The sequence below is a fragment of the Candidatus Omnitrophota bacterium genome, assembly GCA_023819145.1.
Lineage (GTDB): Bacteria > Omnitrophota > Gorgyraeia > DTHP01 > DTHP01 > JBFWKV01.
This window is the reverse complement of sequence record JAMWCW010000005.1, coordinates 1-24,761: the sequence shown is the minus strand read 5'-3', so window position 1 is coordinate 24,761 and position 24,761 is coordinate 1. Positions and strand designations below refer to the sequence as shown.

21 protein-coding genes and 1 tRNA gene are annotated in these 24,761 nt (G+C 38.5%); 19 read left to right on the top strand and 3 right to left on the bottom strand.

The window, feature by feature from the left end; all coding sequences use genetic code 11:
• Window positions 1–2: 2 nt before the first annotated feature.
• Together yidD and rpmH are read right to left on the bottom strand one after the other, a co-directional pair.
• On the bottom strand, window positions 3–221 hold the full coding sequence (gene yidD, locus NC818_03640) for a membrane protein insertion efficiency factor YidD (protein MCM8783853.1): 219 nt from the start codon (window positions 219–221) through the stop codon (window positions 3–5).
• Window positions 222–223: 2 nt separating this feature from the next.
• Window positions 224–361: a 50S ribosomal protein L34 gene (gene rpmH / locus NC818_03635; GenBank protein MCM8783852.1), complete on the bottom strand. Its 138-nt coding sequence runs from the start codon at window positions 359–361 to the stop codon at window positions 224–226.
• A 211-nt stretch (window positions 362–572) separates the two neighbouring features.
• On the opposite strand from rpmH, the gene dnaA reads away from it, so the two are divergent.
• The 10 genes from dnaA (at window position 573) to NC818_03585 (ending at window position 12,906) form a co-directional block, all read left to right on the top strand.
• Window positions 573–1,904 carry a chromosomal replication initiator protein DnaA gene (gene dnaA / locus NC818_03630; GenBank protein ID MCM8783851.1) on the top strand — a complete coding sequence of 444 codons (1,332 nt, stop codon included), beginning with the start codon at window positions 573–575 and terminating at the stop codon, window positions 1,902–1,904.
• A gap of 167 nt (window positions 1,905–2,071) precedes the next feature.
• On the top strand, window positions 2,072–3,160 hold the full coding sequence (dnaN, locus tag NC818_03625; GenBank protein MCM8783850.1) for a DNA polymerase III subunit beta: 1,089 nt from the start codon (window positions 2,072–2,074) through the stop codon (window positions 3,158–3,160).
• 6 nt (window positions 3,161–3,166) lie between these two features.
• Window positions 3,167–3,454 carry a DUF721 domain-containing protein gene (locus tag NC818_03620; protein ID MCM8783849.1) on the top strand — a complete coding sequence of 96 codons (288 nt, stop codon included), beginning with the start codon at window positions 3,167–3,169 and terminating at the stop codon, window positions 3,452–3,454.
• Between the two features lie 3 nt (window positions 3,455–3,457).
• The gene (gene gyrB / locus NC818_03615; protein MCM8783848.1) at window positions 3,458–5,872 is read left to right on the top strand and encodes a DNA topoisomerase (ATP-hydrolyzing) subunit B; all 2,415 of its coding nucleotides are present in this window, start codon (window positions 3,458–3,460) and stop codon (window positions 5,870–5,872) included.
• Between the two features lie 11 nt (window positions 5,873–5,883).
• A complete protein-coding gene (locus NC818_03610) occupies window positions 5,884–7,035 on the top strand; it encodes an HD domain-containing protein (protein ID MCM8783847.1) in 1,152 nt (383 codons plus the stop codon).
• Between the two features lie 14 nt (window positions 7,036–7,049).
• A complete protein-coding gene (gyrA, locus tag NC818_03605) occupies window positions 7,050–9,491 on the top strand; it encodes a DNA gyrase subunit A (GenBank protein ID MCM8783846.1) in 2,442 nt (813 codons plus the stop codon).
• A gap of 29 nt (window positions 9,492–9,520) precedes the next feature.
• Window positions 9,521–9,595, top strand: a tRNA-Glu gene (locus NC818_03600).
• 26 nt (window positions 9,596–9,621) lie between these two features.
• Entirely contained in the window at window positions 9,622–10,014 is a 393-nt protein-coding gene (locus NC818_03595) for an acyl-CoA thioesterase (protein ID MCM8783845.1), read from the top strand.
• A gap of 204 nt (window positions 10,015–10,218) precedes the next feature.
• Window positions 10,219–12,048 carry a glutamine--fructose-6-phosphate transaminase (isomerizing) gene (gene glmS / locus NC818_03590; GenBank protein MCM8783844.1) on the top strand — a complete coding sequence of 610 codons (1,830 nt, stop codon included), beginning with the start codon at window positions 10,219–10,221 and terminating at the stop codon, window positions 12,046–12,048.
• A 60-nt stretch (window positions 12,049–12,108) separates the two neighbouring features.
• The gene (locus NC818_03585) at window positions 12,109–12,906 is read left to right on the top strand and encodes a hypothetical protein (protein ID MCM8783843.1); all 798 of its coding nucleotides are present in this window, start codon (window positions 12,109–12,111) and stop codon (window positions 12,904–12,906) included.
• Between the two features lie 59 nt (window positions 12,907–12,965).
• Here the strand turns inward: NC818_03585 and NC818_03580 are convergent, their stop codons facing one another.
• Window positions 12,966–15,248 carry an aminotransferase class I/II-fold pyridoxal phosphate-dependent enzyme gene (locus tag NC818_03580; GenBank protein MCM8783842.1) on the bottom strand — a complete coding sequence of 761 codons (2,283 nt, stop codon included), beginning with the start codon at window positions 15,246–15,248 and terminating at the stop codon, window positions 12,966–12,968.
• A 63-nt stretch (window positions 15,249–15,311) separates the two neighbouring features.
• On the opposite strand from NC818_03580, the gene rsmI reads away from it, so the two are divergent.
• The 9 genes from rsmI to carB form a co-directional block, all read left to right on the top strand.
• Window positions 15,312–15,974 (top strand): 16S rRNA (cytidine(1402)-2'-O)-methyltransferase, encoded by a 663-nt coding sequence (gene rsmI, locus NC818_03575; protein ID MCM8783841.1) that lies wholly within the window; start codon window positions 15,312–15,314, stop codon window positions 15,972–15,974.
• A gap of 150 nt (window positions 15,975–16,124) precedes the next feature.
• The gene (gene pyrR / locus NC818_03570; GenBank protein MCM8783840.1) at window positions 16,125–16,676 is read left to right on the top strand and encodes a bifunctional pyr operon transcriptional regulator/uracil phosphoribosyltransferase PyrR; all 552 of its coding nucleotides are present in this window, start codon (window positions 16,125–16,127) and stop codon (window positions 16,674–16,676) included.
• 15 nt (window positions 16,677–16,691) lie between these two features.
• Window positions 16,692–17,633: an aspartate carbamoyltransferase catalytic subunit gene (locus NC818_03565; protein ID MCM8783839.1), complete on the top strand. Its 942-nt coding sequence runs from the start codon at window positions 16,692–16,694 to the stop codon at window positions 17,631–17,633.
• A gap of 50 nt (window positions 17,634–17,683) precedes the next feature.
• Window positions 17,684–18,985 carry a dihydroorotase gene (locus NC818_03560; protein ID MCM8783838.1) on the top strand — a complete coding sequence of 434 codons (1,302 nt, stop codon included), beginning with the start codon at window positions 17,684–17,686 and terminating at the stop codon, window positions 18,983–18,985.
• Between the two features lie 10 nt (window positions 18,986–18,995).
• The gene (locus tag NC818_03555; protein MCM8783837.1) at window positions 18,996–19,754 is read left to right on the top strand and encodes an outer membrane lipoprotein-sorting protein; all 759 of its coding nucleotides are present in this window, start codon (window positions 18,996–18,998) and stop codon (window positions 19,752–19,754) included.
• 19 nt (window positions 19,755–19,773) lie between these two features.
• Window positions 19,774–20,232 (top strand): Mut7-C RNAse domain-containing protein, encoded by a 459-nt coding sequence (locus NC818_03550; protein ID MCM8783836.1) that lies wholly within the window; start codon window positions 19,774–19,776, stop codon window positions 20,230–20,232.
• Between the two features lie 54 nt (window positions 20,233–20,286).
• Window positions 20,287–21,522, top strand: coding sequence for an endonuclease Q family protein (locus tag NC818_03545; protein MCM8783835.1), 1,236 nt, complete (start codon window positions 20,287–20,289; stop codon window positions 21,520–21,522).
• 32 nt (window positions 21,523–21,554) lie between these two features.
• Window positions 21,555–22,637 (top strand): glutamine-hydrolyzing carbamoyl-phosphate synthase small subunit, encoded by a 1,083-nt coding sequence (carA, locus tag NC818_03540; GenBank protein ID MCM8783834.1) that lies wholly within the window; start codon window positions 21,555–21,557, stop codon window positions 22,635–22,637.
• A 1-nt stretch (window position 22,638) separates the two neighbouring features.
• Window positions 22,639–24,761, top strand: a 2,123-nt coding sequence (gene carB / locus NC818_03535; GenBank protein ID MCM8783833.1) for a carbamoyl-phosphate synthase large subunit, incomplete at its 3' end; no start/stop codon positions are given.

The window sequence follows — 24,761 nt, the reverse complement described above, 5'->3', positions numbered from 1 at the left end:
CTCTAACCTTCTTTCTCTAAAGGGTCGTAACCTCCGGGGTTCAAAGGATGACAGCGTAAAATGCGGAAGATTCCCTTACAGAGCCCCTTTACCAACCCTCTTTTAATTATTGCTTCTTTGGTGTAAACAGAACAACTGGGATAAAAACGACAAGCTGGAAATAGAGCCGAAAAACTATCTTTATAGAGGTCTAAACAGAAGAGCAGAAATCTTTTCAACATGCTTAAACGGTTAGGCGTTTTCTTCCTTTTTTTCTTCGGTTACTAAGCACTTTTTCCCCCCAACGGTCAGCCATTCTCCTTCGAAATCCATGTCTTCTTTTTTTCTTCAAAATAGTGATGGGCTTAAGTGTTTTTTTCATCCTATCCTCTCTTTTTTATAACAAAAATGGTGTGATATATTTTAAGCAAATTATCCATATAAGTCAAGTAAATAAAAAACAGGGCGTAGGGGTTGTATTCTGAGGTTTAAGGAAGAGCGTTTTTCTGTGCATAAAATGTGGATAACTCTCTTTTATGTTGACAAAAAATTTTTTTTAATTTATTATATTACCTCTTACAACTAGTCTTATAATGAAAGAAAAAAATAAATACACTGTCTGGTCTTTATTAATGGAGGCAATTCAAAAAAAGATTCATCCCCGTAGTTATGAAACTTGGTTTTCTATACTTAAACCTTGGGGATTGGATGACAATACTTTAATTATCGAAACCCCTGACCAATTCTTTAGCGAATGGCTCAAAGAACGCTACGGTAAACTGCTCAAAGAAGCATTGCAGGAAATCGGATTGGGGAGTATAAAAATAGATTTTACCTCTTTAGAAAATATAGAAACCAAAGCAGAAAATCTTTCTGCAAACCGTCTTAAAAAAGAGGAGGAGAGATTAAGATTAAATCCCCTGTATACCTTTGAAAATTTTGTGGTCGGACCGAGTAACCGTTTTGCCCACGCAGCTTCTTTAGCTGTCGCGGAATCGCCTGCCAGAGCCTATAATCCGTTATTCATTTACGGAGGAGTGGGCCTTGGGAAAACTCATCTCCTCCAGGCAATTGCTCATTACATCTATAGTAAAAACGCACAGGTAAAGATGGTTTTTATTTCTAGCGAAGATTTTACTAATCAGTTAATAACCGCAATCCAAACACGTACCACGAATAAATTTAGAGAACGTTACCGTAATATTGACGTGTTGCTTATTGACGATATTTACTTTATTGCGGGGAAAGAAAGCACCCAAGAAGAGTTTTTCCATACCTTTAACGCGCTCTACGACGCACATAAACAGATTGTTCTTTCCAGTGACCGTTCTCCCAAAAATATTCAAGGCTTAGAAGAAAGATTAGTTTCCCGATTCGGTTGGGGGTTGGTAACAGATATCCAACCACCGGATTTCGAAACAAGAAGTGCTATTTTAAAGAAAAAAGCGGAGTTGGCTAATTTAGAAGTTCCGCAAGAGGTAATTTTTTTTATTTCCGAAAAGATAAAGAACAACATCCGTGATTTAGAGGGAGCTTTAGTAAGAGTCCTTGCCCATGCTCAATTGATTGATGAAAAGATAAGTTTAGAAATGGCTCAAAAAGTATTAAAAGATATGATTATTGAAGAAGAGAAAAAAATAACAGTTGATACTATTCAGAAGAAGGTTGCAGATTACTTTAATATCCGTTTTTCGGATATGCGGACAAAAAGAAGAAATCAAGCAGTGGTTCTTCCTCGTCAGATTGCCATGTATTTGAGCAGGGAATTGACTGATTTGTCTTTCCCGGATATTGGAATGTACTTTGGGGGTAAAGACCATACAACCGTTCTACATGCTTGGAATAAGATTAGGAATGACTTAGAACTAAAAAAGGAACTTAAAGAAATCTTGCAAAGGTTAGTTGAGGAGATTAAAAAAAATTAAAATTAAAATGTGGATAAATTTATGCTATAATCACAACTTGTTCCCTGTTTTGTGTAAATCTTTTTATGTTGAAAAATAATAAATTATGATTTTTTAACCTAACTTTTCCACAAACACCCAAGTATTACTTTTAATAAATGCTAAATAAAAAATAGAAAGGAGAAGAAATGAAAATCCGTGTAAAAAGAAAGGATTTAATAGAAGCGGTTCAAGCTTTACAAAATGTAGTTTCTACTCGTGTTACCCTACCAGTATTAGCTAATTTTTTAATGGAAACACAAAAAGATACATTAGTTATGATTGCTACAGACTTGGACATCGGCATATCAAAATCGATTCCTGTAGATGTTCAAGAGGAAGGTAAAATTACAGTGCCGGCAAAGAGATTTAGCGAGATAATAAAAGAATTACCCGAAGAAGGTGAAATAAATATTTCTGTCAAGAAAAATAACAGTATTCATATTACCCAAGAAACCTGTTTTTTTAAATTGATGGGCATCCCTGCAGAGGAGTTTCCTAAAATACCTAAAATTGAAAAAGAAGAAGACTTAATTTTAGAACAAAACGAATTAAAGAAGATGTTAGACTTAACCATCTTTGCAGTTTCACATGATGAAGCAAGGTATATTTTAAATGGTATTCTTTTTGATTTTGGAGACAAAGTTTTAAATTTAGTAGCCACCGATGGAAGAAGATTGTCTTTAGTAAATAAAGAGATAGAAAAGACGGGGAGCTTCCAAATGATTGTTCCTTTAAAAACAATCCAAGAACTTAACCGGTTACTTCGAGATGAAGGAAAGATAAAGATTATTCAAAGCGAGAATCAGGTTTGTTTCAAACTGGACGAAACCCAAATCATTTCCCGTTTAATTGAAGGAGAGTTTCCTAATTATCAACAGGTTATTCCTGAAGAGAAAAAGGCTAAACTAAAAGTAAAAAAAGAACCGTTTTTACAAGCTGTTAAACGTGCTAGTTTATTTACTACTGCGGAATCTCTCTCTGTAAAAATTGAGGTCTTTAAAGATAAACTGGTAATTTCAAAAATCGTCCCTGAGATAGGAGAAGCGAGAGAAGAAATTCCTGTGGAATATGGCGGAAAAGAGTTTGCAATTGGATTTAATCCGTATTATTTGATTGATGCCTTGAAAAACATAAAAGAAGAAGAAATTCCTTTTGAGTTGGAAGACCCAGATAAACCGGGAGTAATTAGATTGCCTAACTATATTCATATAGTACTTCCCATGCAGTTAGTTTAAAAAGAAATGCCCTCTGAGCCAATTTGCGATATAGTATCTCGGGTTGTGCAGAATATACAAAGCAAAAAACAAAATAGTGATTTTTTTTATTTCTGGGAAAAGGCAGTAGGAAAAAGGATTTCTAAGCACACAAAACCGATATATTTGCAAAAAAGAAAACTCATCGTCAATGTAGATAAAGCAGGCTGGTTGTATGAACTTAATATATTTAAACCTTTTCTTCTGCGCAGATTGAAGAAAACGATTCCCAGTCAAGGGATTGAAGATTTAAAATTCCAAATTGGCAAGGTATAAGAAATGGCTAAAAAGAAGAAAACGATAAGTGAAGGGGTAAAGGAAACAAAAAGTTCCCGCTACGATGCTACCACAATTCAGGTCTTAGAAGGCATTGAAGCGGTACGGCGTAGACCAGCGATGTATATCGGTGACGTTTCTTCCCGCGGTTTACACCATATGGTATACGAAGTGGTGGACAACAGCATTGACGAGGCAATGAGTGGGTTCTGTCAGAATATCGAAGTAATCGTCAACCCCGATAATTCGGTTGCCGTGATAGATGATGGTAGGGGTATTCCCGTGGATATGCATAAAACTCAGAAAAAGCCCGCGGTGGAAGTGGTAATGACGATGCTTCATGCGGGTGGTAAATTTGACCACCGTGTTTACAAAGTGGCGGGGGGGTTACATGGAGTTGGAGTCTCGGTGGTTAATGCGCTAAGTGAATGGTTAGAGGTAGAGGTAAGAAGAGAAGGGAAGGTTTTTCACCAAAGGTATGAAAAGGGTAAGGCGGTTACTCGGCTTACGATTATTGGTAAGAGTGAAAAAACAGGCACAAAAGTTACCTTTAAGCCGGATAAAGAAATCTTCGGCAATAAGATAGAATTTTCTTACGACATTCTTGCCAATAGATTGCGAGAGCTTGCCTTTTTAAATAAGGGTCTGCGTATATTTTTAAAAGATGAACGCACAGATAAGGAGAATGTTTTTAAATTTGAAGGAGGAATTATTTCTTTTGTAGAGTATCTTAACAAAAATAAAAATCCCCTCCACCACAAAGTGGTTTATTTCCAGAAGGACAAGGACCAGATTATCGTAGAGGTGGCTTTACAGTATAACGATGGCTACGCAGAGAACATTTTCAGTTTTGCCAATAACATAAATACCATTGAAGGAGGAACGCATCTGAGTGGTTTTAAATCTGCTTTAACCAGGACAATAAACAACTATAGTAAAACAAAAAATCTTCTTAAAGAAAATGATCCCCCTTTACAAGGAGAGGATGTGCGTGAGGGCTTAACGGCGGTAATTAGTGTAAAACTTCCTAACCCCCAATTTGAAGGGCAGACAAAGACAAAGTTGGGTAATTCGGAAGTTTCGGGGTTGGTAGAATCAATCGTCAACGATTCTCTCTCTGCTTTTTTTGAGGAAAACCCGTCTATTGCGAATAAAATTGCGGAAAAAGCTCTTCTTGCCAGTAGAGCAAGGGAGGCAGCAAGAAAAGCACGCGAACTTACGCGACGCAAGGGTGCCTTAGAGAGCGCAGACCTTCCGGGGAAATTAGCAGATTGTTCGGAGAAAGACTCCAAACTGTGCGAACTCTATCTTGTCGAAGGAGATAGTGCCGGAGGGAGCGCTAAACAAGCGCGTGACCGCAGGTTTCAAGCGATTTTGCCTCTGAAAGGCAAAATCTTAAATGTAGAGAAGGCAAGGGTGGATAAAGTGTTGAGCAACGAAGAAATTCGCATGATTGTTTCTGCTATTGGTGCAGGAGTGGGGGAGGATTTTGACTTATCCAAAATCCGTTATCATAAAATTATTCTGATGGCAGATGCGGATGTGGATGGGAGCCATATTCGTACCCTCCTTCTTACCTTTTTCTATCGACAGATGAAACCTTTGATTGAAAACGGCCATGTTTTTATTGCCCAACCTCCGCTCTATAAAGTTAAGCGGGGGAAACGTGAAGAATATATTCAGACAGAGTCAGAAATGAATGAGCTTTTACTCGATTTGGGTTCAGAAGGCTTGAGTTTAGTTTCCAACACTAAAGAAAAGAAAGAATTCAGCCCCAACCAGTTTCGCAGTCTTTTAGATATCCTGGTAGAATTGGAACGCTATGAAAGTATATTTAAGAAAAAGGGAATTGATTTCATAAAATATCTCAGCCTCCAGGACAAAAAGAAAAGATTGCCTCTTTATTATCTGCGGGAAAATAACAAAGAGTTTTTCTTTTACGGTGATGAAGAATTGTCACGCTATACCCAAGAACACGAGACAGAAACCGACCGAAACTTGGCAGTAATTGAGTTGTTCGAGGCAAAGGATATTGAAGAGTTGATTAAACGCTTGGAGAAATTGAATTTGGAAATTAAGAACTACATCGCTAAAGACGATAAGGAGAAGGCGCTTTTTAAAATAAAGGATGATAAGAAACAGATAGAGCTTTATAGTCTCAAAGAAATTTTGAGTTATGTGAAGAAGAACGCTAAAGAAGGGCTGGTTATTCAACGCTACAAAGGTTTAGGAGAGATGAATCCCAGCCAGTTATGGGAAACGACAATGGATGCAGAAAGACGCACCTTGACTCAAGTCACTCTCGAAGATGCGGTTGAGGCGGATGAAATATTTACTGTGCTTATGGGAGACCAGGTGGAGCCGAGGCGCAAATTTATAGAAGAACACGCTCATGAAATTAGATACCTAGACATATAAATATAAAGAGAATGAATCAGATAGATTTTTATCATGATAACAGGTTTATGAATATGCTCAGCCGTCTTCATAGCAAGACTACCTTTAACCACATTCTTGAATTTATTTATCAAAATTTTAAAGAATACATTCCCTTTGAAAGGGTAGGACTTGCTTTGTTAGATGAGGAAGGGGAGTGCATCAACAACCGTAAAATAATTTCCGAAAAACCGCTTCTCTACCGTGGGTATGAAATACCTTATAGCGAAACGGAGTTAGATGAAGTGATCCATACGGGAATACCGCGCGTGATTAATAATCTTGAAGTATATAGTGAGAAGAATCCTTGTTATGTATGGCCCAATCGGATGCTGGGTAACGAAATATCTGCAACGGTTCTTTTACCTCTGCGGGTAAGAGAGAAAGGGGTGGGGGTAATATTTTTTTGCCACCCCCAGACTAATGTTTATAACCAGATGCACTTAGATTTTTTACGTTTTGTCTCCACGCACATTTCCACAGTTTTTGAAAAGAGTTTTCTGATGCGTGAACTTGCGCTTACCACTGTAATGGGATTAGCTAATCTTGCAGAGAAAAGAGACATGGAAACAGGTCAGCATATTAAAAGAATAAAGTACTATTCGCGTGCCTTGGCGGTGGAATTGGCTACAAATAGTGCCTATAGGGATGAGATAGATGAGGAATTTATTCAGGATGTTTATGATTTTAGCCCGTTGCACGATATTGGTAAAGTTGGAGTATCGGATGCAATATTGCGAAAACCCGCTCGTCTTAGCCCCGAAGAATTTGAAGAGATGAAAAAACACCCGATTATTGGTAAAGAAATTTTGGAGGCAATTGAGGAGAATTTAAGCAAGAAAGGATTTTCTTTTTTCAAGATGGGGATAGAGCTTGTTTATTCTCATCAGGAAAAATTTGATGGTTCGGGTTATCCGCGTGGTTTAAAAGGAAAGGATATTCCGCTTGTTGCGCGTCTGGTGAGTGTCTGTGATGTTTTTGACGCGTGCAGTCTGGAAAGAATTTATAAGGAGGCGTATTCTTTAGAAGAGTGTTATCGCATTGTAGAAACAGGTAAAGGGAGCCATTTTGACCCGGTAATAGTAGATGCTTTTATGAACATAAGAAAGAGGATAGAAGAAATTTATCATCGCTTCCGAAATTAGAGGAGGATTTTTTTATGTATGACCGCAATACCAAAGTGATTCCTGTGGATATTGAAGATGAAATGAAGGCTTCCTACATTTCTTACGCCATGAGCGTTATTGTCGGAAGGGCCCTTCCCGATGTCCGCGATGGCTTAAAACCTGTTCATAGGCGGATTCTTTATGTAATGAAAGAACTGGGATTAGAACACCAAAAGCCCTATAAAAAGTGCGCGCGGATTGTAGGAGAATGTTTGGGTAAATACCATCCTCATGGAGACATGGCAGTTTACGATGCTTTGGTAAGGATGGTTCAGGATTTTTCTTTGAGATATCCTTTGATTGAAGGGCAAGGTAACTTTGGTTCCATTGACGGTGATGCTCCCGCGGCCATGCGTTATACAGAGGCAAGGCTTTCTTCCATTGCGGAGGAGGTGCTTGTGGATATTGATAAAAATACAGTAGATTTTATTCCCAATTTTGATGAATCGCTGAGCGAACCGGTAGTTTTGCCAGCGGTTCTTCCTAATCTTCTGATAAATGGTTCGAGCGGGATTGCGGTAGGCATGGCGACTAATATTCCTCCACACAATCTTTCCGAAATAGTGGAGGGCATTGTGAAAGTAATCGATGAACCAGAAGTAGGGGTAGAGGAATTGACAAAAACCGTTAAAGGTCCAGATTTTCCCACCGGCGGATTTATCTGTGGGACGGAGGGAATAAAAGAAGCCTATCGTAGTGGAAGAGGAGTGATTAAGCTTCGTGCCCGTGCAGTAATCGAAGAACAGAAATCAGGCAAGGAGACAATTATTATTACTGAGATTCCTTATCAGGTAAATAAAGCAAGTCTTATTGAACAGATTGCCAAATTGGTAGAGGAAAAGAAGATTGAAGGAATCTCTGACCTTCGTGATGAGTCTGATAAAGAAGGGATGCGGATAGTAATAGAATTAAAACGCGATGCTCCCTCCCGGGTTATTTTAAACCAGCTCTATAAGCATACTCAGATGGAGACCTCTTTTGGCATAATCATGCTTGCTTTAGTGGACAATCGGCCACGGGTTTTAAACCTGAAGGAGATGATTCAGGAATATATAAAGCATCGCAAAAATATCATTATCCGCAGGACTACATTTGAGTTAGAAAAGGCAAGGAAACGCGCCCATATCTTGGAAGGCCTAAAAGTGGCCTTGGCGAATTTAGATAAAATAATCAAAACAATTCGGCAATCCAAATCAGTAGCGGAAGCAAAGGAAGCCTTAATGAAGGATTTTAAATTGACCGCCGAACAAGCACAGGCTATTCTGGAGATGCAACTGCAAAGACTGACTGCTTTGGAGAGACAAAAAATTGATGAGGAATACCTTGCTTTAATTAAAAACATTCAAATCTATGAAGCAATTCTTAAGAGCGAAAAGAAAGTATTGGAGATAATTAAAGAAGAGGCAAAAAATTTAAAAAATAAATATGGCGACAATAGGCTTACAGAAATAATTCCTGCAGAGGAGGAGTTGGAGATAGAAGATTTGATTGCGGAAGAGGATGTGGTGATTACCATAAGCCACAATGGTTATATAAAGAGACTTCCGGTAAGTGCCTATCGAAAACAGAAAAGAGGAGGTAAGGGTGTAAGTGGTGCGGAGTTAAAGGAGGAAGATTTTATTGAACACCTGTTTATTGCTTCCACCCACGATTATATTCTGTTTTTTACCAATATTGGTAAAGTCCACTGGTTGAAAGTATACGATATTCCTCAGGCAGGAAGAGTTGCCAAAGGTAAAGCAATAGTTAATCTTTTGGAACTGGAACCCAATGAGAAAATCAGCGCTTTTGTCCCGGTAAGGGAATTTAAAGAAGAGGAATACTTGGTAATGGCGACGAAGAATGGGCTGGTGAAGAAGACTTCCCTCGGGGCTTTCAAACATCCACGAAAAGGAGGAATAATTGGTATTACTCTAGAAAAAACCGACGAGTTAATTGAAGTAGAGTTGACAAAGGGGGAGGAGGAGATAATTTTAGCCACTCAACAGGGTAAAGCTATTCGCTTTTCTGAAGAGGAAATTCGGGATATGGGAAGGAGCGCCAAAGGAGTAAGAGGAATTAGATTGGGTAAGAATGACAAAGTGATTGCCATGGAGATTGTGAGAAAAGAGGCAACTTTTCTTACGGTAACCTCTTTAGGTTTTGGGAAACGCACTCCCATTGATGAATATCGCACGCAATCACGTGGAGGTAAAGGAATCATTAATATGAAAGTGACCAAGAAAAATGGTGAAGTGGTAGGGCTAAAGACGGTTACTGATAAGGATGAGGTGATGATTGTTAGTTCTTTGGGGATGCTTGTGCGCTGTGCGGTCAAGGACATTCGGGAAACTGGTAGGTCTGCTCAAGGAGTGAAATTGATTCGTTTGGATCCTAAGGATAGAGTTTCTTGCGTAGCGAGTATTGTGGCGGAAGAAGAGGAAACCGAGGAGTAAATTGCTGGTTTAATTTTGGGAAATACACTGACCCTGTCGTCTAGCCTGGTTTAGGACAAGGGCCTTTCGAGCCCTCGGCACGGGTTCAAATCCCGTCAGGGTCGCTCTTATTTTATATAAGAGATAATCAATGGAGCATTTTTGCACGGAACGCAGAATCTATTATCACGATACCGATTGCGGAGGAGTGGTTTATTACGCGAAATATTTGGAACACCTTGAGGAAGGCAGAGCAGAATTCTGCCTATCAAAAGGTGTAAATTTAGCGCAATATGTCGCAAAAGGGATTGCTTTTCCCGTAGTCCATCTAGAGATTGAATACAAACATCCAGCGCGGTACGGAGATTATATCAAGATATTTACCCGATTGGAAAAAATGGGCAACTCCTCTTTGTGTTTTGTGCAGGAGATAAAAAAGGAAGATACGCTTTTAGTAAGAGTAAAAACCACCTGGGCTTGCGTAGGCAACAATTTCCAACCCCGCCCCATTCCCCTAGAAATAAGAAAAGCCTTAGCAAACTAAGAGTATACACTCGCCCTCTTATCGGGGGGATAAATTTTTCACTTTGGGGTAGAGCCTATCGAATACGAATTAAGGGATTAACTTTTCTCCCCTTGACAAATCATAAAAAATGCGCCATACTTATCTATAGTTAAATGGTTAAAGGGTTAGATTTTTACTAATCACTAATTCCCATTTAACCATTCTGAGCGAAGCGAGGAGAATATGTGCGGAATAATCGGATATATTGGAAGAGAAGAGGCGCAACCTATCCTTTTAAACGGTCTAAAAAGATTGGAGTATAGAGGCTATGATTCCGCGGGCATGGTTACGCTTTCTAAGGACAATCGAGGAATTACCGTATGTAAGCTTCCTGGTAAAGTAAGGGATTTAGAAGCGCTTTTAAAGATTGCGCCCCTTTCCGGATGTTTAGGGGTAGGACACAGTCGCTGGGCAACTCATGGAGAGGTAAATGAAGTTAATGCCCATCCCCATTTAGACTGTAAAGGAGAAATTGCAATAGTGCATAATGGAATCATTGAAAATTACCATATTTTAAAAGAGAAACTGATCAAAGAGGGACATGTTTTTCTCTCTAAAACCGATACCGAGGTGGTGGCGCATTTAATTGAAAAATATTATGATAGCAATTTGGAAACTGCGGTAAGGTGGGCTTTAAAAGATATAAAAGGGGCTTATGCCTTGGGTATCGTTTCCAAAAGAGAACCAGAAAAATTAATTGGGGTGCGTGTAGGGAGTCCTTTAATTGTCGGAACAGGTAAAAATGGTAATTTTATTGCTTCGGATATTCCCGCAATTTTGGATTACACCAATTTGGTTATCTATTTAAATGATTATGAAATGGCAGTTATTACGGAAAATCAAATTGAAATTAAGGATTTTGAGGGAAAAGTTCTTAAGCGGAAAATAAATAAAATTGATTGGGATATCTCTTTGGCAGAGAAAAATGGACACCCTCACTTTATGCTTAAGGAAATTTATGAACAGCCAAGCGTATTGAGTCAAATATGTAGAAGAAGGATTCTTGAAGAAAAAATCTTATTGGACGAGATGCAGATTATAGATGTGGAGCTTAAAAAATTCCAAAAGATTTATATTGTTGCTTGTGGAACCGCTTATCATGCAGGTTTAGTGGGTAAGTACATTATTGAAGAATTAGTAGGAATTCCTGTAGAAGTAGATACCTCAAGTGAATTTCGCTATCGGAATCATATTTTAGACAAAAATACATTGGTTTTAGCAATTTCTCAATCAGGAGAAACTGCGGATACTTTAGCCTCTATAAGAGAGGCAAAAAGTAAAGGAGTAAAGGTAATTTCTATCTGCAATGTGATGGGTTCTTCTATTGCCAGAGAATCAGATGGAGTGATTTATACCCATGCAGGACCAGAGATTGGTGTCGCTTCTACTAAGGCTTATACTGCGCAACTGGCAATACTGTATCTTTTTGCTTTTCACTTGGCAAAGATAAAGGGGGGCATTAAGGATAAGGTTTTAAGAGAATTTTTAGAAGAATTTAAGAAAATTTCTTTTAAAATGGAGGAGGTCTTTAAAAAAGAAGAGGCAATTAAGAACATAGCGAAAAGATTCTCTAAAGCAAATTGTTTCTTGTATTTGGCAAGAGGTCGCGATTTTCCCAATGCTTTGGAAGGTGCCTTAAAGTTAAAAGAGATTTCTTACATTCATGCTGAAGGATATCCTGGAGGGGAAATGAAACATGGGCCGATTGCTTTAATTGATGAAAAAATGCCTGTAGTCTGTATTATTCCCAAAACAAAACTTTATGAAAAAATGCTTTCTAATATTCAGGAAGTGAGAGCAAGAAAAGGAAAAGTAATTGCCTTAGCTACTTGGGGCGATGAGATAATAAAAGAAAATGTAGATGAGATTTTTTGGCTTCCTCCAGTAGATGAGTTATTTACTCCTTTAATTACAGTTTTACCCTTACAGCTTTTAGCCTACCACATTGCGGTTTTACGCGGTTGCGATGTTGACCAGCCAAGAAACTTAGCCAAGTCGGTAACTGTAGAGTAAATTACTATCCTTGTCAAAAGCCTCTTTTTATGTTATATTTTTATATAAGGAGAGTGATTTATGTCAGAAGAGGTTTATATTCCCGAAGAAAGAAGGTTTAAAATCCGTGGTGATTTAATCATCAATGCAATAAATGAAAAGAAGAAAACCGGTTATTTAATTATTAATCCTTTAACAGGAGAAACACTGCGCTTAAATCAAAGAAATTACCTTATACTACGCCATTTTCAAGGGAGAGATATCACCAGCCTCCAGCAGCATTTAAGTAATAAGCATAAAATTTATTTAACGCGCAAGGCATTGGAAAACTACCGCAACTTTTTCTTAAGTCATTATCTTTTTGAAGATTGCCTCGAAATTTATCTACAGAAAATAACCCTTAGGGAAAAGGAAGCTCTTGCACTTAAGCTGGCGGAGTGGTTGAAGGAGTATGGAGAGAGCCAGAAAGATGGTTTTTCTTGGTTGGAAGAAATGGTTTTAAATCAAGCAATTCAGGCGTCAGGTGAGCGAGACATTTTTAAAGCAATTAGCTATTTCTGCGATTTGGAGAAGTTAAATTCAAAAAACAAAATAGCAAATTGGATATTTAACAGATTAGAAGAAGAGGTGGTTAAAGTTGCAAAAGAGAGTACGGTTATAAAAAAAGAGGGGCTAACTTTGCTTAGACCGACTGTTGCGGGCGTGGGAGTTTTGTTAATTGTGGGCATTTTAGCAGTGAGGATTTTCTTTAGCTCATTTTATTTGTCACCATATAGTAGAGAAACTCTGCGTATTATTAAAACTACCGCTGAAGAATTGATTCAAAATAAGATTCTTGCCTTAACTACGGTGCGCGGGGTAGGTGATAATCTAAAGTAGCCTTACTACGCATGCCAGATTTGTTTTACACTGATAACTTTTCTGCTTCAGGAAATGTTCTATTTTTCTGGTGAGCCCGCCAAGAGTGCTTGTTTTACCGCCTCACCCAGAGCCATAACTCCTTGGATAATTTTTTCTATTCCTACATTTGAAAAGTTTAAACGCAGGCAGTTACGAAGTTTTGCGGAGTCGGTATTAAAAGGAGGTCCCGGAACAAAGGCTACTTTGATAGTAGTACCGTTTACAGAAATTCCCTCACGCGCCAGTTTATTTAGAAGCATGGTTGTGTCTATCTCAGGAGGTAAAGTTACCCAGACAAATAATCCCCCTTCTGGCTGTGTAAAATTTACTCCTTCGGGCATATACTGTCTGAGAGCTTCAATCATTGTCTGGGCGCGCCTTTTATATTCGGGTATGATGACCTGCTGGACATGTTCATCGAGCCAACCACTGGAGATAAACTTAGCTACCAACATCTGCGATAAAGAATTAGTCGGGCCAGCGATTTTTGCTTTTATTTGGGAAAGCTCTTCAATTATCTCCGTTGCACCAACGATGTATCCTATACGTAACCCTGGGGCACATACCTTAGAATTGGAAGTCAAGTAGGTTACTGAGGAGCCATTGTTATCCAGTTCTCGCAGGGACGGCATTTTTTCTCCTTCATACCAACGCACCTCTCCATAAGGGTCATCTTCAAAGATATGTATATTTAGTTCTTGGGCGAGGCTGAGAATTAGCTTTCGGTGTTCTAAGGACATAATCTTTCCTGAAGGATTACCGAAAGTAGGGGTAAGGTAGAAGAATAATTTATCTCCTTTTTCTTGCATCGATTTTAGCGTTTCTTTTAATTGCCACTGCCCTTGGGGTGAATTGAGTAAACTCTCCAAATCAAAATGTATTATCTGTTCTCGGGCATTTTGTAGATAAGGAGAAAAACCCGATAAGGCTCCTATATAAGTAGGAAGGTCAGTAATAATCCGTGTTTTATCTCCATATTTGCCCAGTAATTGACCAATGAGGTCAAGTCCCTGTTGACTCCCGTCCGTCACCAAAACCTCGCCATAAATTCCTCTTGCTCCCAGCCACCCTTTTATCGCCTCTATTAATTGGGGTAGACCCTTTATGGGAGATTCGTTTAAAACTGCTTGCCATTCTTCCGCGGTGAGATTTTCTAAAATATTTTTCATAGCATCGAAAGGAAATAATTCTGCAGCAGGCATGCCTCCTGCAAGAGAGATAATACTTGGGTCTTGCACTACCTTGAGGAGTTGGCGAATTACTGAAGGCCAGAGATTTCTTCCTGTTTGTCCGAACAAGGATTTAACATCCTCCTCGGTAAAGGACAGCCCCTCGTTTTTTAGTTGCCAAGTATATTCTTCCTCATTTAGAGGATTTTTTGATTGATAATCAGTAGGTTGAATTCCGAGAGTTCGGCTTATAAACTCTGAGATAAAAACTTGACTGATACAGTTGGGGTGTAGAGTAAAACCCTGTTTTGCCAGTTCCAGTTTTTTCATTATCCAATAAGGAGCAATGGCAAAACTAGTGCGGAAACCTTGTCCAATTAGATGGGAGAGGTCTTCCAAATAAACCACACGGTCATTGGTATCCATTGATTTTAAAGTTAAGGATTTCTCACCCGTCAGTGGACGAAAAGAGGCATCTTCAACAATAATAGTATTATGATTTTTAGCGATGTTGTAAAGTTTCTGTTTGTTTTCTTGAGTGAGGGACCCTCCTTCTAAGGTATCAGAAAGAAGATAGATGATTTTTACTTTTGAATCTTTTAGTTTTTCCTCCAGTTGCCCGAGGTCACGGTTAAAATCAAAGGCAAATAGTTCTGCTCCCCTTATTTCAAAAGGAGTAAGCATTTCTGGATTGAGGCTGGAATTTGCTTGATAGAGTACGGTATCACCAGGATTGATAAATATGCTCAATGCATTGCGCATTTCCGTAAAACCATCCATAACCAGAATATTCCACTTAGCATCTGTTTGAATCCCCGATTCACGTAAGACCATCGTCGCAATTTGTTTACGTAGAAACTCAAATCCCTGCGAATCTCCATACTGCAAGGCGGCGATTGCCCGACTTCCTCTTTCAAGACGCTGGCCATAATTACCGAATATACTATTAGATATTTCTATGACTTTTTCTGCTATTGTTTGTGATTCTTTGGGTGAATTTAATTCTTTTATTCTGCGCAGGCCAGAAGATAGGAAAAGAGATTTTTCTTGGGAATGTAGTATCACTTCGGGATTTCGTTTAAATTGATAAAGCGGGTTTTTTATAATCAAAGTTAGGGAAAGGATAAAGAATCCAATGATTGTCTTTTTCATAAATTTTTACCTCGCGCAATTTCGGTTGACACAATTTTGATTATGGGATATTTTATATCTAAGATGCTTTATATTATAGCAACTCCTATTGGCAATCTCAAGGACATTACCTTAAGAGCGCTTGAGGTTTTGAAATCTGTTGATCTCATTGCTTGTGAGGATACAAGAAGAACAAAAATTCTTACTACCCATTATGGTATAAATAAACCCCTTTTAAGTTATTATGAATATAATAAAATTAGGCGCGGTAAAGAACTGATTAAATTGCTCAAAGAGGGAAAAGACATTGCTTTAATTTCCGATGCAGGGACTCCGGGAATTTCTGACCCAGGAGCAGGTATTATAAAATTAGCTATAGAAAATAATATTCCTATAACTTTTATCCCTGGGCCAACTGCCTTTGTTGGCGCTTTAGTTTTATCGGGTTTTCCTACCGATAGATTTATTTTTGAAGGATTTTTGCCAGCAAAAGTTGGAGCAAGGAAAAAGAGATTAGAGAGCTTAAAGGAAGAAAAAAGAACCGTCATTTTCTACGAATCTCCTCATCGCTTGTTAAAAACTCTTCAGGATATTAAAGAAATCTGGGGAGATTGTCAAATTTGTGTAGTGCGGGAGTTGACCAAAAAATTTGAAGAGGTAGTTCGAGGAAAAGTTTCTGATTTAATTATTTGTTTCCAGAAGAATTCTCCACGTGGGGAGTTTATCATTGTTCTGAATAAAAAATAAGCTTGACAAAATACGTATAGAAAGCTATAATTTCTAAAAACCTTTTAAGCTCGTCCAGTGAGGCGGGCAAAGGAGTTAAAATGTGTTTTAAAAGAGAGAAAATTGCGCCTGTTGGTTTTAACCAACAGGCTTTTTTTTAGTGGGGTCAATATGCCTTTTCGCGAAAAAGCCAAGATTTTGGATGAGGAAGGAATAAGAAGAATCCTTCTCCGCATTACCCATGAGATCTTAGAGAGGAATAAAGACCTTTCTAATTTAGCAATCGTTGGGATTCGAACAAGGGGTGCTTATTTAGGGGAGAGGATTGCGAAATTGATTGCTGAGATTGACAAGATTACATTACCTCTGGGTGCTCTGGATATTACCCTTTACCGTGATGATTTAACGCTACTTTCCTCTCAGCCCATTGTGCATAAGACAGAAATAGATTTTGATATCACCGATAAAAAAATAATTTTGGTGGACGATGTTTTGTTTACGGGAAGGACGATTAGATGTGCTTTAGATGCTTTAATTGATTTTGGGAGGCCAAAACTTATTCAATTGGCAGTTTTGATTGACCGGGGACACCGAGAATTACCGATACGTGCCGATTATGTAGGGAAGAATGTACCTACTTCTTTAAAAGAGAATGTTAATGTGAAATTGAAAGAAATAGATGGTATGGATGAGGTAGTGATTGAAGAAAAAATAACAGATTAGCACCAAATGATGGAAATGGACACAGATAAAAAAACCGATTGGACACGAAAAGATTTGTTGGGACTTGCGGAATTGTCCAAAGAAGAAATTGAGTTAGTTTTGGATACTGCAGATTCTTTTAAAGAGATTTCCTTAAGACCCATAAAAAAAGTCCCTACCTTAAGAGGAAAAACCATAGTTTTATTCTTCGTTGAACCTTCTACAAGAACACGCACCTCTTTTGAATTGGCTGCAAAAAGACTTTCTGCAGATACAGTGAGTATTTCTGCGGACACATCCAGTATGATTAAAGGAGAAAGCCTCAAGGATACTGCTAAAAACATTGAAGCAATGAAAATTGATGTGATTGTAATGCGACATTCTTCTTCGGGGGCACCGCATCTTTTGGCGAAAGCGGTAGAGGCTTCGGTTGTTAATGCGGGCGATGGTTGCCACGAGCACCCCACCCAAGCACTTTTAGACCTCTTTACGATTAAGGAGAAAAAAGGAAAAATTTCCGGACTTAAAGTAAGTATTATTGGAGACATTCTTCATTCACGGGTGGCACGTTCCAATATTTGGGGGCTTACGAAATTGGGAGCAGAGGTAACAGTCTGTGGCCCTCCTACCTTGATTCCTCCAGGGATGGAAAAGTTTCCCGTAAAAGTTACTTACGATATAAAAGAGGCAATAAAGGGCGCAGATGTTTTAAATATCTTAAGGATTCAACTTGAACGCCAGAAATCAAATTTCTTTCCCTCCTTAAGAGAGTATGCTATAAATTTTGGTATAGACCGCGATAAATTAAAGTTGGCAAAGCCAGATGTTTTAATTATGCATCCTGGCCCGATAAATCGGGGTGTAGAAATATTTCCTGAAGTGGCGGATGGGCCTTATTCAGTAATTTTAGAACAGGTTACTAATGGAATTGCAGTAAGGATGGCAGTATTATATTTAGTATCACAAGAGAGAGAATAAGAAGTTTAAAATGCAAAGTGTAAAGTTCAAAAATTTTGATATTTAGGCTTATGAAGGAAGTAATTCTAATTAAGGGTGGTTATATTGTGGATCCAGGAAATGGGCGAGAAGGAGTTTTTGATATACTCGTGGAAAAAGGAAAGATTGTTAAAATTGAGAAGAATATAAAAGATGAGGGACATAAGTTAATTGATGCGGGGGGGAAATTTATTCTTCCGGGGTTGGTGGATATGCATTGTCATTTGAGAGAGCCGGGAAGAGAGGATGAGGAGACCCTTTTAAGTGGTTCTTTAGCAGGAATCAAGGGGGGGGTTACTACTCTTTGTTGTATGCCCAATACAGAACCAGCTATTGATAATCAGGGAGTTGTGGAATTTATCTATTTAGAGAATAGAAAGATAAAATTGATTGATATTTATCCCGTGGGTGCGATTACTAAGAAAAGGGAGGGTAAAGAATTGGCGGAGATAGGAGAACTAAAGAAAGCAGGGGTAATTGCCCTCTCTGACGACGGTAATAGCGTGATGGATAGTGAGGTGATGCGGAGAGCCATGGAATATAGCAAGATGTTTGATTTATTGGTTATTTCTCATTGTGAAGATACTAATCTTTCCCGCGGGGGCTTAATGAACGAAGGATATCGTGCAAGTTTTCTGGGATTAAAGGGTATTCCGCCGGAGGCAGAGACAATTATGGTAGCAAGGGATATAAAACTGGCGAAGCTAACGAAAGCAAAACTTCATATTGCCCATCTTTCTTGCAAAGAGTCAGTAGAGTTAATTCGCCAGGCAAAAAGAGAAGGTATAAAAGTAACCTGTGAAACTTGTCCCCATTATTTTTCGCTTACGGAAGAAAGTGTTTTAGATTATAATACAAATTGCAAAGTAAATCCTCCCCTGCGTACAGAAGAAGATAAAGAGGCAATTAAGGAAGGTTTAAAGGATGGGACTATAGATGTTATTGCTACCGATCATGCTCCTCATGCTGATTTTGAAAAAGATGTAGAATTTAGCCAGGCAAGTTTTGGGATTATTGGTTTAGAGACAGCTTTGGGAATTGCGCTTAAAGAATTAGTAGAGACAAAAACAATCAACCTTTCTCAGTTGGTAGAAAAAATGAGTTTTCTACCCAGCAAAATATTGGGTTTAGATAAAGGAAAGTTATCTGTAGGAGAAAATGCCGATTTGATAATTTTAGATTTGAATAAATCATGGAAAGTGGAAAAGGAAAAGATAGTTTCTAAGTCTAAAAACTCGCCCTTCCTAAACTGGACATTGCCCGGCGTAGTGGAATATGTTATTTTGGGAGAGAAATTACTTTTGGACAATGGGCGGCTTAACCATTTTGAGTAAAGGAGAAAAGATGAAAAAATTTATTTTGTGTTGGTTTGTTTTTCAGTTGTTATGTGTCTCTATTTCTTTTGGAGAAGAGGTAGCGGAAATTTTAAAAATTGTTCAGGAGAAGGCTAATCAGATAGATAGCTATAAAGGGGAGTTTACTTTGAAAATGGATACCCCCGGAGGTGAAATGTCGATGAAGGGAAGCAGTCTTTTTAAAAGACAGGATAAGATAAGGATAGAAATAGCCATACCGAATATCCCCAATGCCACGCAGTTAACAATTTCTAACGGCGAAATAATGTGGCAGCATCTTCCTTTTTTAAAGGTGGCTTCAAGAATAGATTTGGCAAGTCTAAAGAAAGAATTTGGGGATGCTTATTTCGCATATTCTAAAGAAGATATTTCTAAACCATTGAAGGATACAGAGGAAAGTTCTATAAAATATCTGGGAAAAGAAATGATGGGAGAAAATGAATGTTTTGTTTTAGAGGCGGAACCCAAGCAAGGCACTACCCAAGAGATTCCTTTTTCCCGCCTAAAAGTATGGATAGATACCACTTTAGGAATAGAAAGAAAGACTGTTTTTTATAGTCCCGAAGGGAAGGAAGTCTTCAGTCGTAGTTATGAAAACATTTCTGTAAATATCCCCATTGCGGATACGGAATTTGAATTTTATCCTCCTGAAGGGACAGAGGTTATAGATGTGACAGAGGAGACAAAGCAATATATCGAGAAAGAAAAGAAAGACGTTTACCAACCCTTACCTTCTTCTCCTCAATAAACATCTCTTTTGTTTACGCATGAAGTTTTTGGTTACCCCAGAGCTGGGTAGGTTATGCAGATGGCTACGTATCTTAGGTTTGGATGTTTTTTACGCCAAAAGTGGTAATCGCAGTGAGATAATTTTTAAGGCAATAAAGGAATCGCGCATTATTGTTACTCGTGATAGAAGAATAGGTGAACATCACGGTTTAAAGATAATTTTGATAAAAAGTGATTTTTTAAAGGAGCAGTTAAGACAGTTGATAAATGAGACTAAGATAGAAATAAAACCCGAAGCGATGTTTATGCGTTGCACAATCTGTAACGAAATCCTGGTAGAAATTGATAAAGAAACAGTTAAGGGAAAGGTTCCGGAATATGTGTATGCAACTCAAGAAGAGTTTGTGCAATGTCCTCAATGTAAACGAATCTATTGGGAAGGGACACACTGGGGGCGTATTACCAAGACATTAGAAGAAATAGCAGGGATTAGTTAAATAGTTAAGAGGTTAAGTGGTTAAATTTAACCAAGAGCGAAGAGATGCGAGGAGATGAAAATAATTGCTGATTTCCATATTCATACCAAATACAGTCGGGCTACCTCCAAGGATATGGATTTAGACCATTTAGTAGAATCTGCCCGCTTTAAAGGCATAAATCTTTTAGGAACAGGAGATTTTACTCATTTTTTATGGCTTGAAGAATTACGCCACAAATTAAGTCCTTTAAAATATGGGCTATTTGAATATAAAGGAATAAATTTCATTTTAACTACCGAGGTATCAAATATATATTTTCAAAATGGACGCATGCGACGCATTCACAATATGATATTTACTCCTACTTTTGAGATAGCGGATAAAATAAATGAACATCTTTCCCGCTATGGTAGCCTTTCCAGCGATGGGAGACCTATGCTGGGTTTAAGTGCAGAGAATTTGGTAGAAATAGTTCTAGGGATTAGTAAAGATTGCTTAATAGTTCCAAGCCATATTTGGACACCATGGTTCAGTCTCTTCGGTTCAGAGTCGGGATTTGATAGTATTGAAGAGTGTTTTGGCAAATATACTAAAGACATTTATGTTTTAGAGACAGGTCTATCCAGTGATCCGGCAATGAACTGGAGGCTTTCCTCTTTGGACAGGTTTACTTTAATTAGCAATTCCGATTCTCATTCTCCTTCGCGTATTGGCAGGGAAGCAAATGTATTTGATGCGACGCTTGATTATTTGGAGATTTTAGATATTTTAAAGAAGAAGGATAAAACGAGATTTCTTTTTACGGTAGAATTTTTCCCCCAAGAAGGTAAATATCATTACGATGGCCATCGCAATTGCGAGATTCGACTCTCTCCCCAAGAAACCCTCAAGTTTAAAGGCATATGTCCTAAATGTGGGAAGCATCTTACCATTGGCGTTATGCATCGCGTAGAGCAGCTTGCGGATAGAGGAGAGAATTTCTCTCCCGAAAATGCCATTCCTTTTAAAAAAATGGTTCCTTTGGAAGAAATCATTGCTTCTGCGAGAGGAATAGGGGCAGATACGCAACAGGTGAAACAGGAGTATTTACGAATCGTGGGACACTTGGGCACGGAATTCGATATCCTCTTTGAACTTTCTGAAAAAAAGCTTTACGATACTCTTTCTCCTCAAATAGCAGAAGGGATTATGCGTGTAAGAAAAGGAATTTTAAACATCCTCCCCGGCTATGATGGAGAATACGGGAGGGTTGAGATTTTTAATAAGGAAGAAATAGATAAAAAAGAGAAACAGAGAACTCTGTTCTAAATAAGACCTAGGTTATTAGGAAAGGGGAGCAAATGGGTATAAATAGGGCAAAATTAGTTTTGGAAGATGAAACGGTTTTTGAAGGGAAATTTGCGGGGGCAGGTGGTGAAGCCATAGGAAAAGTTATTTTTAATACCGGTGTGGTAGGATATCAAGAGGTGATAACCGACCCCAGCAATGTAGGTAAGATTATAGTCTTTACTTACCCCCTGATTGGTAATTATGGAGTAAGTCCTAAGTTTAATGAATCTGAAAGAATTTGGTGCCAAGGGTTAGTGATAAAAGAAAAATCACGTATTTTTTCTAACTGGCAGGCAAAAGAAAGTCTTGAATGTTTCTTGGAAAGAAATAGAACCATAGCCATAACTGATGTGGATACAAGGACATTAATGGTTCATTTGAGAGAAAAAGGAGAAATGGGGGGGATTATTGCTTCTGAAAACTCCTCAGTGCTTAAGCTTTTGAGGAAGATAGAAAGTTTTAAAAAAAGAAAGAGCTCTTTCTTGGAGGAAATTTCGATTAAGAAAAAGAGAGTATGTGGAAAACAAAATGCAAAAACAAGGATAGGTATTTTAGATTTGGGGTTAACTAAAAGCATTATTTCGCAATGGGAGAATTTGGGAGTTCAGTTGATTTTGTTACCTTACAGAACTTCTTTTGAAGAGTTGCGGGATTTAAAACTTAATGGTCTAATTATCTCTCATGGACCTGAAGAGGATTTGAAACTTCTAGGGGTTGTAGAGAATATAAGACCTTTGATAGGGAAAATTCCTCTTTTAGGTATCTCTACCGGTTTTCATGTTTTAGCAGAAGCTTTGGGATTGAAACTCAAAAAGATGAAGTTGGGGCATCGCGGATTAAATTATCCCCTGATGAGGCCGGGTTCTCAAAAGGGAGAGATAACAGTACAGAATCATGTTTGGGTGGTAGACCGGCTAGAGGTAGATAAGAAAAAAGAATTAAAAATTACAGGATATAATTTAAATGACCAGACCATAGAAGAAATAGAAAGTAAAAAATTAAAACTAATTGGTATAGAGTATTATCCTCTAAGTTTAGAAGCTGGAAAGCCTCATCCAATTTTCACTAAATTTCTAAGAATGACAGGAAGGTAAGATGGCTAAGCGCAAAGATATCAGAAGAATTTTGGTAATCGGTTCGGGCCCGATCATCATTGGCCAGGCATGTGAATTTGACTATTCCGGTTCGCAGGCTTGCAAAGCTCTAAAAGAGGAGGGGTATTTTACTATTCTGGTAAATTCTAATCCGGCAACTATTATGACTGACCCTGGAATGGCAGACAAAACTTATATAGAGCCACTCACAGTAGATTCGGTGGCAAAAATTATTGCTAAAGAGAAGCCCGATGCGCTTCTGCCTACTCTTGGTGGACAGACGGGACTAAATCTTGCTTTCTTCCTTATGAAAGAAGGTGTTCTTAAGAAATACGGAGTGGAATCTATCGGAGCCTCAGTAGAGGCAATTTCGTGTGCGGAAGACCGCAAGCTTTTCAAAACCGCAATGCAGGATATTGGAATAGATGTGCCCAAAAGCGGTATTGCCCATACAGTTGAAGGAGGAATGGTAATTGGAAAAGAGATTGGTTTTCCACTTATTTTAAGACCAGCATATTGTCTTGGTGGTAGTGGAGGGACAGTGGTTTACAATAGGGAAGAATTTGAATCTGCCTTGGCAAAGGGGTTAGAAACAAGTCCCGTACATCAGGTGTTGGTAGAACAGTCGGTATTGGGCTGGAAAGAGATTGAGTTTGAAGCAATACGTGACTCTGCAGATAATGTGATTATAATTACTTCTATGGAAAATGTTGACCCAATGGGGGTGCATACTGGTGACAGTATGGTGGTTGCCCCCAGTCAGACGCTTACCTATGCAGAATATACAAGTTTTGTCAATTTATGTCGGAAGATTATGCACCGGGTGGGAATTTCCGGAGGAGGAGCAAACATCCAATTTGCTCAAAATCCGGAAAATGGGCATATCGTAATCATTGAGATGAACCCCCGCCTTAGTCGTTCTTCTGCCTTAGCTTCCAAGGCTACGGGTTTTCCTATTGCAAGAGTAGCCACAAAGCTTGCAGTAGGGTTTACGCTTCCAGAAGTAATGAATCAAATTACGGGTAAGACCACATCATTCTTTGAGCCCACTGTAGACTATTGCGTTTTCAAAATCTGCAGGTTTACCTTTGAGAAATTTTCTCGGGCAGAGCGGATAATTGGCACTTCCATGAAGGCGGTAGGGGAAGCAATGTCCATTGGAAGAAACTTTAAAGAAGCCCTCCAAAAAGGGATCCGTTCAATAGAAATTGGACGCTTTGGATTAGGAGCGGATGGTAAGGATAAGATTAGCGATGAAGTATTAAGAAAACCTGATGATAGTCTAATAAAGATGATAAAAGAAAAAATTCGCATCCCTAACGATGAAAGGATATTTTACATAAGATATGCAATCAAAGCAGGGGTTTCTATAAATGAGATTTACGAACTTTCTAAAATTGACCGTTGGTTTCTTGAGAATATAAAAGAATTAATTGAGATAGAAGAAGAAATTAAAAAGTTCAAATGCCCAAGTGCTAAAGGTAAAATTGAAATATCTAGGGATTTGCTTAGACGGGCAAAAGAAAATGGATTTTCCGATCGCCAGCTTGCTTATTTACTAAATACCCGAGAGGAGAAAATAAGGGAATTTAGAAACAAAATGAAAGTGAATCCTGTTTATAAGTTGGTAGATACTTGTGCGGGAGAATTTAAGGCAGAGAGGCCTTATTTTTATTCTACCTATGAGACAAAAGAAGAGGCGCGTGCAGGCAAGAGAAAAAAGGTAATAATTTTAGGGGGAGGCCCAAATCGTATTGGTCAAGGTATCGAATTCGATTACTGCTGTTGTCATGCTTCTTATGCACTGCGTGAAGAGGGGATTGAAAGCATTATGATTAACTGTAATCCCGAGACGGTTTCTACTGATTATGATACCTCTGATAGGCTTTATTTTGAACCGCTTACCTTGGAAGATGTGCTTAATGTGATAGAAATAGAAAAGCCCATGGGGGTGATTGTGCAGTTTGGGGGGCAGACTCCTTTAAATCTGGCAATTCCTCTGAGAAAAAGCGGTGCGCCTATTTTGGGAACTACTGCTGAATCCATCGATATTGCGGAAAATAGGGAGCTTTTCAAACAGATGCTCGATAAATTAGGACTTCTTCAACCGGCCAATGGGACGGC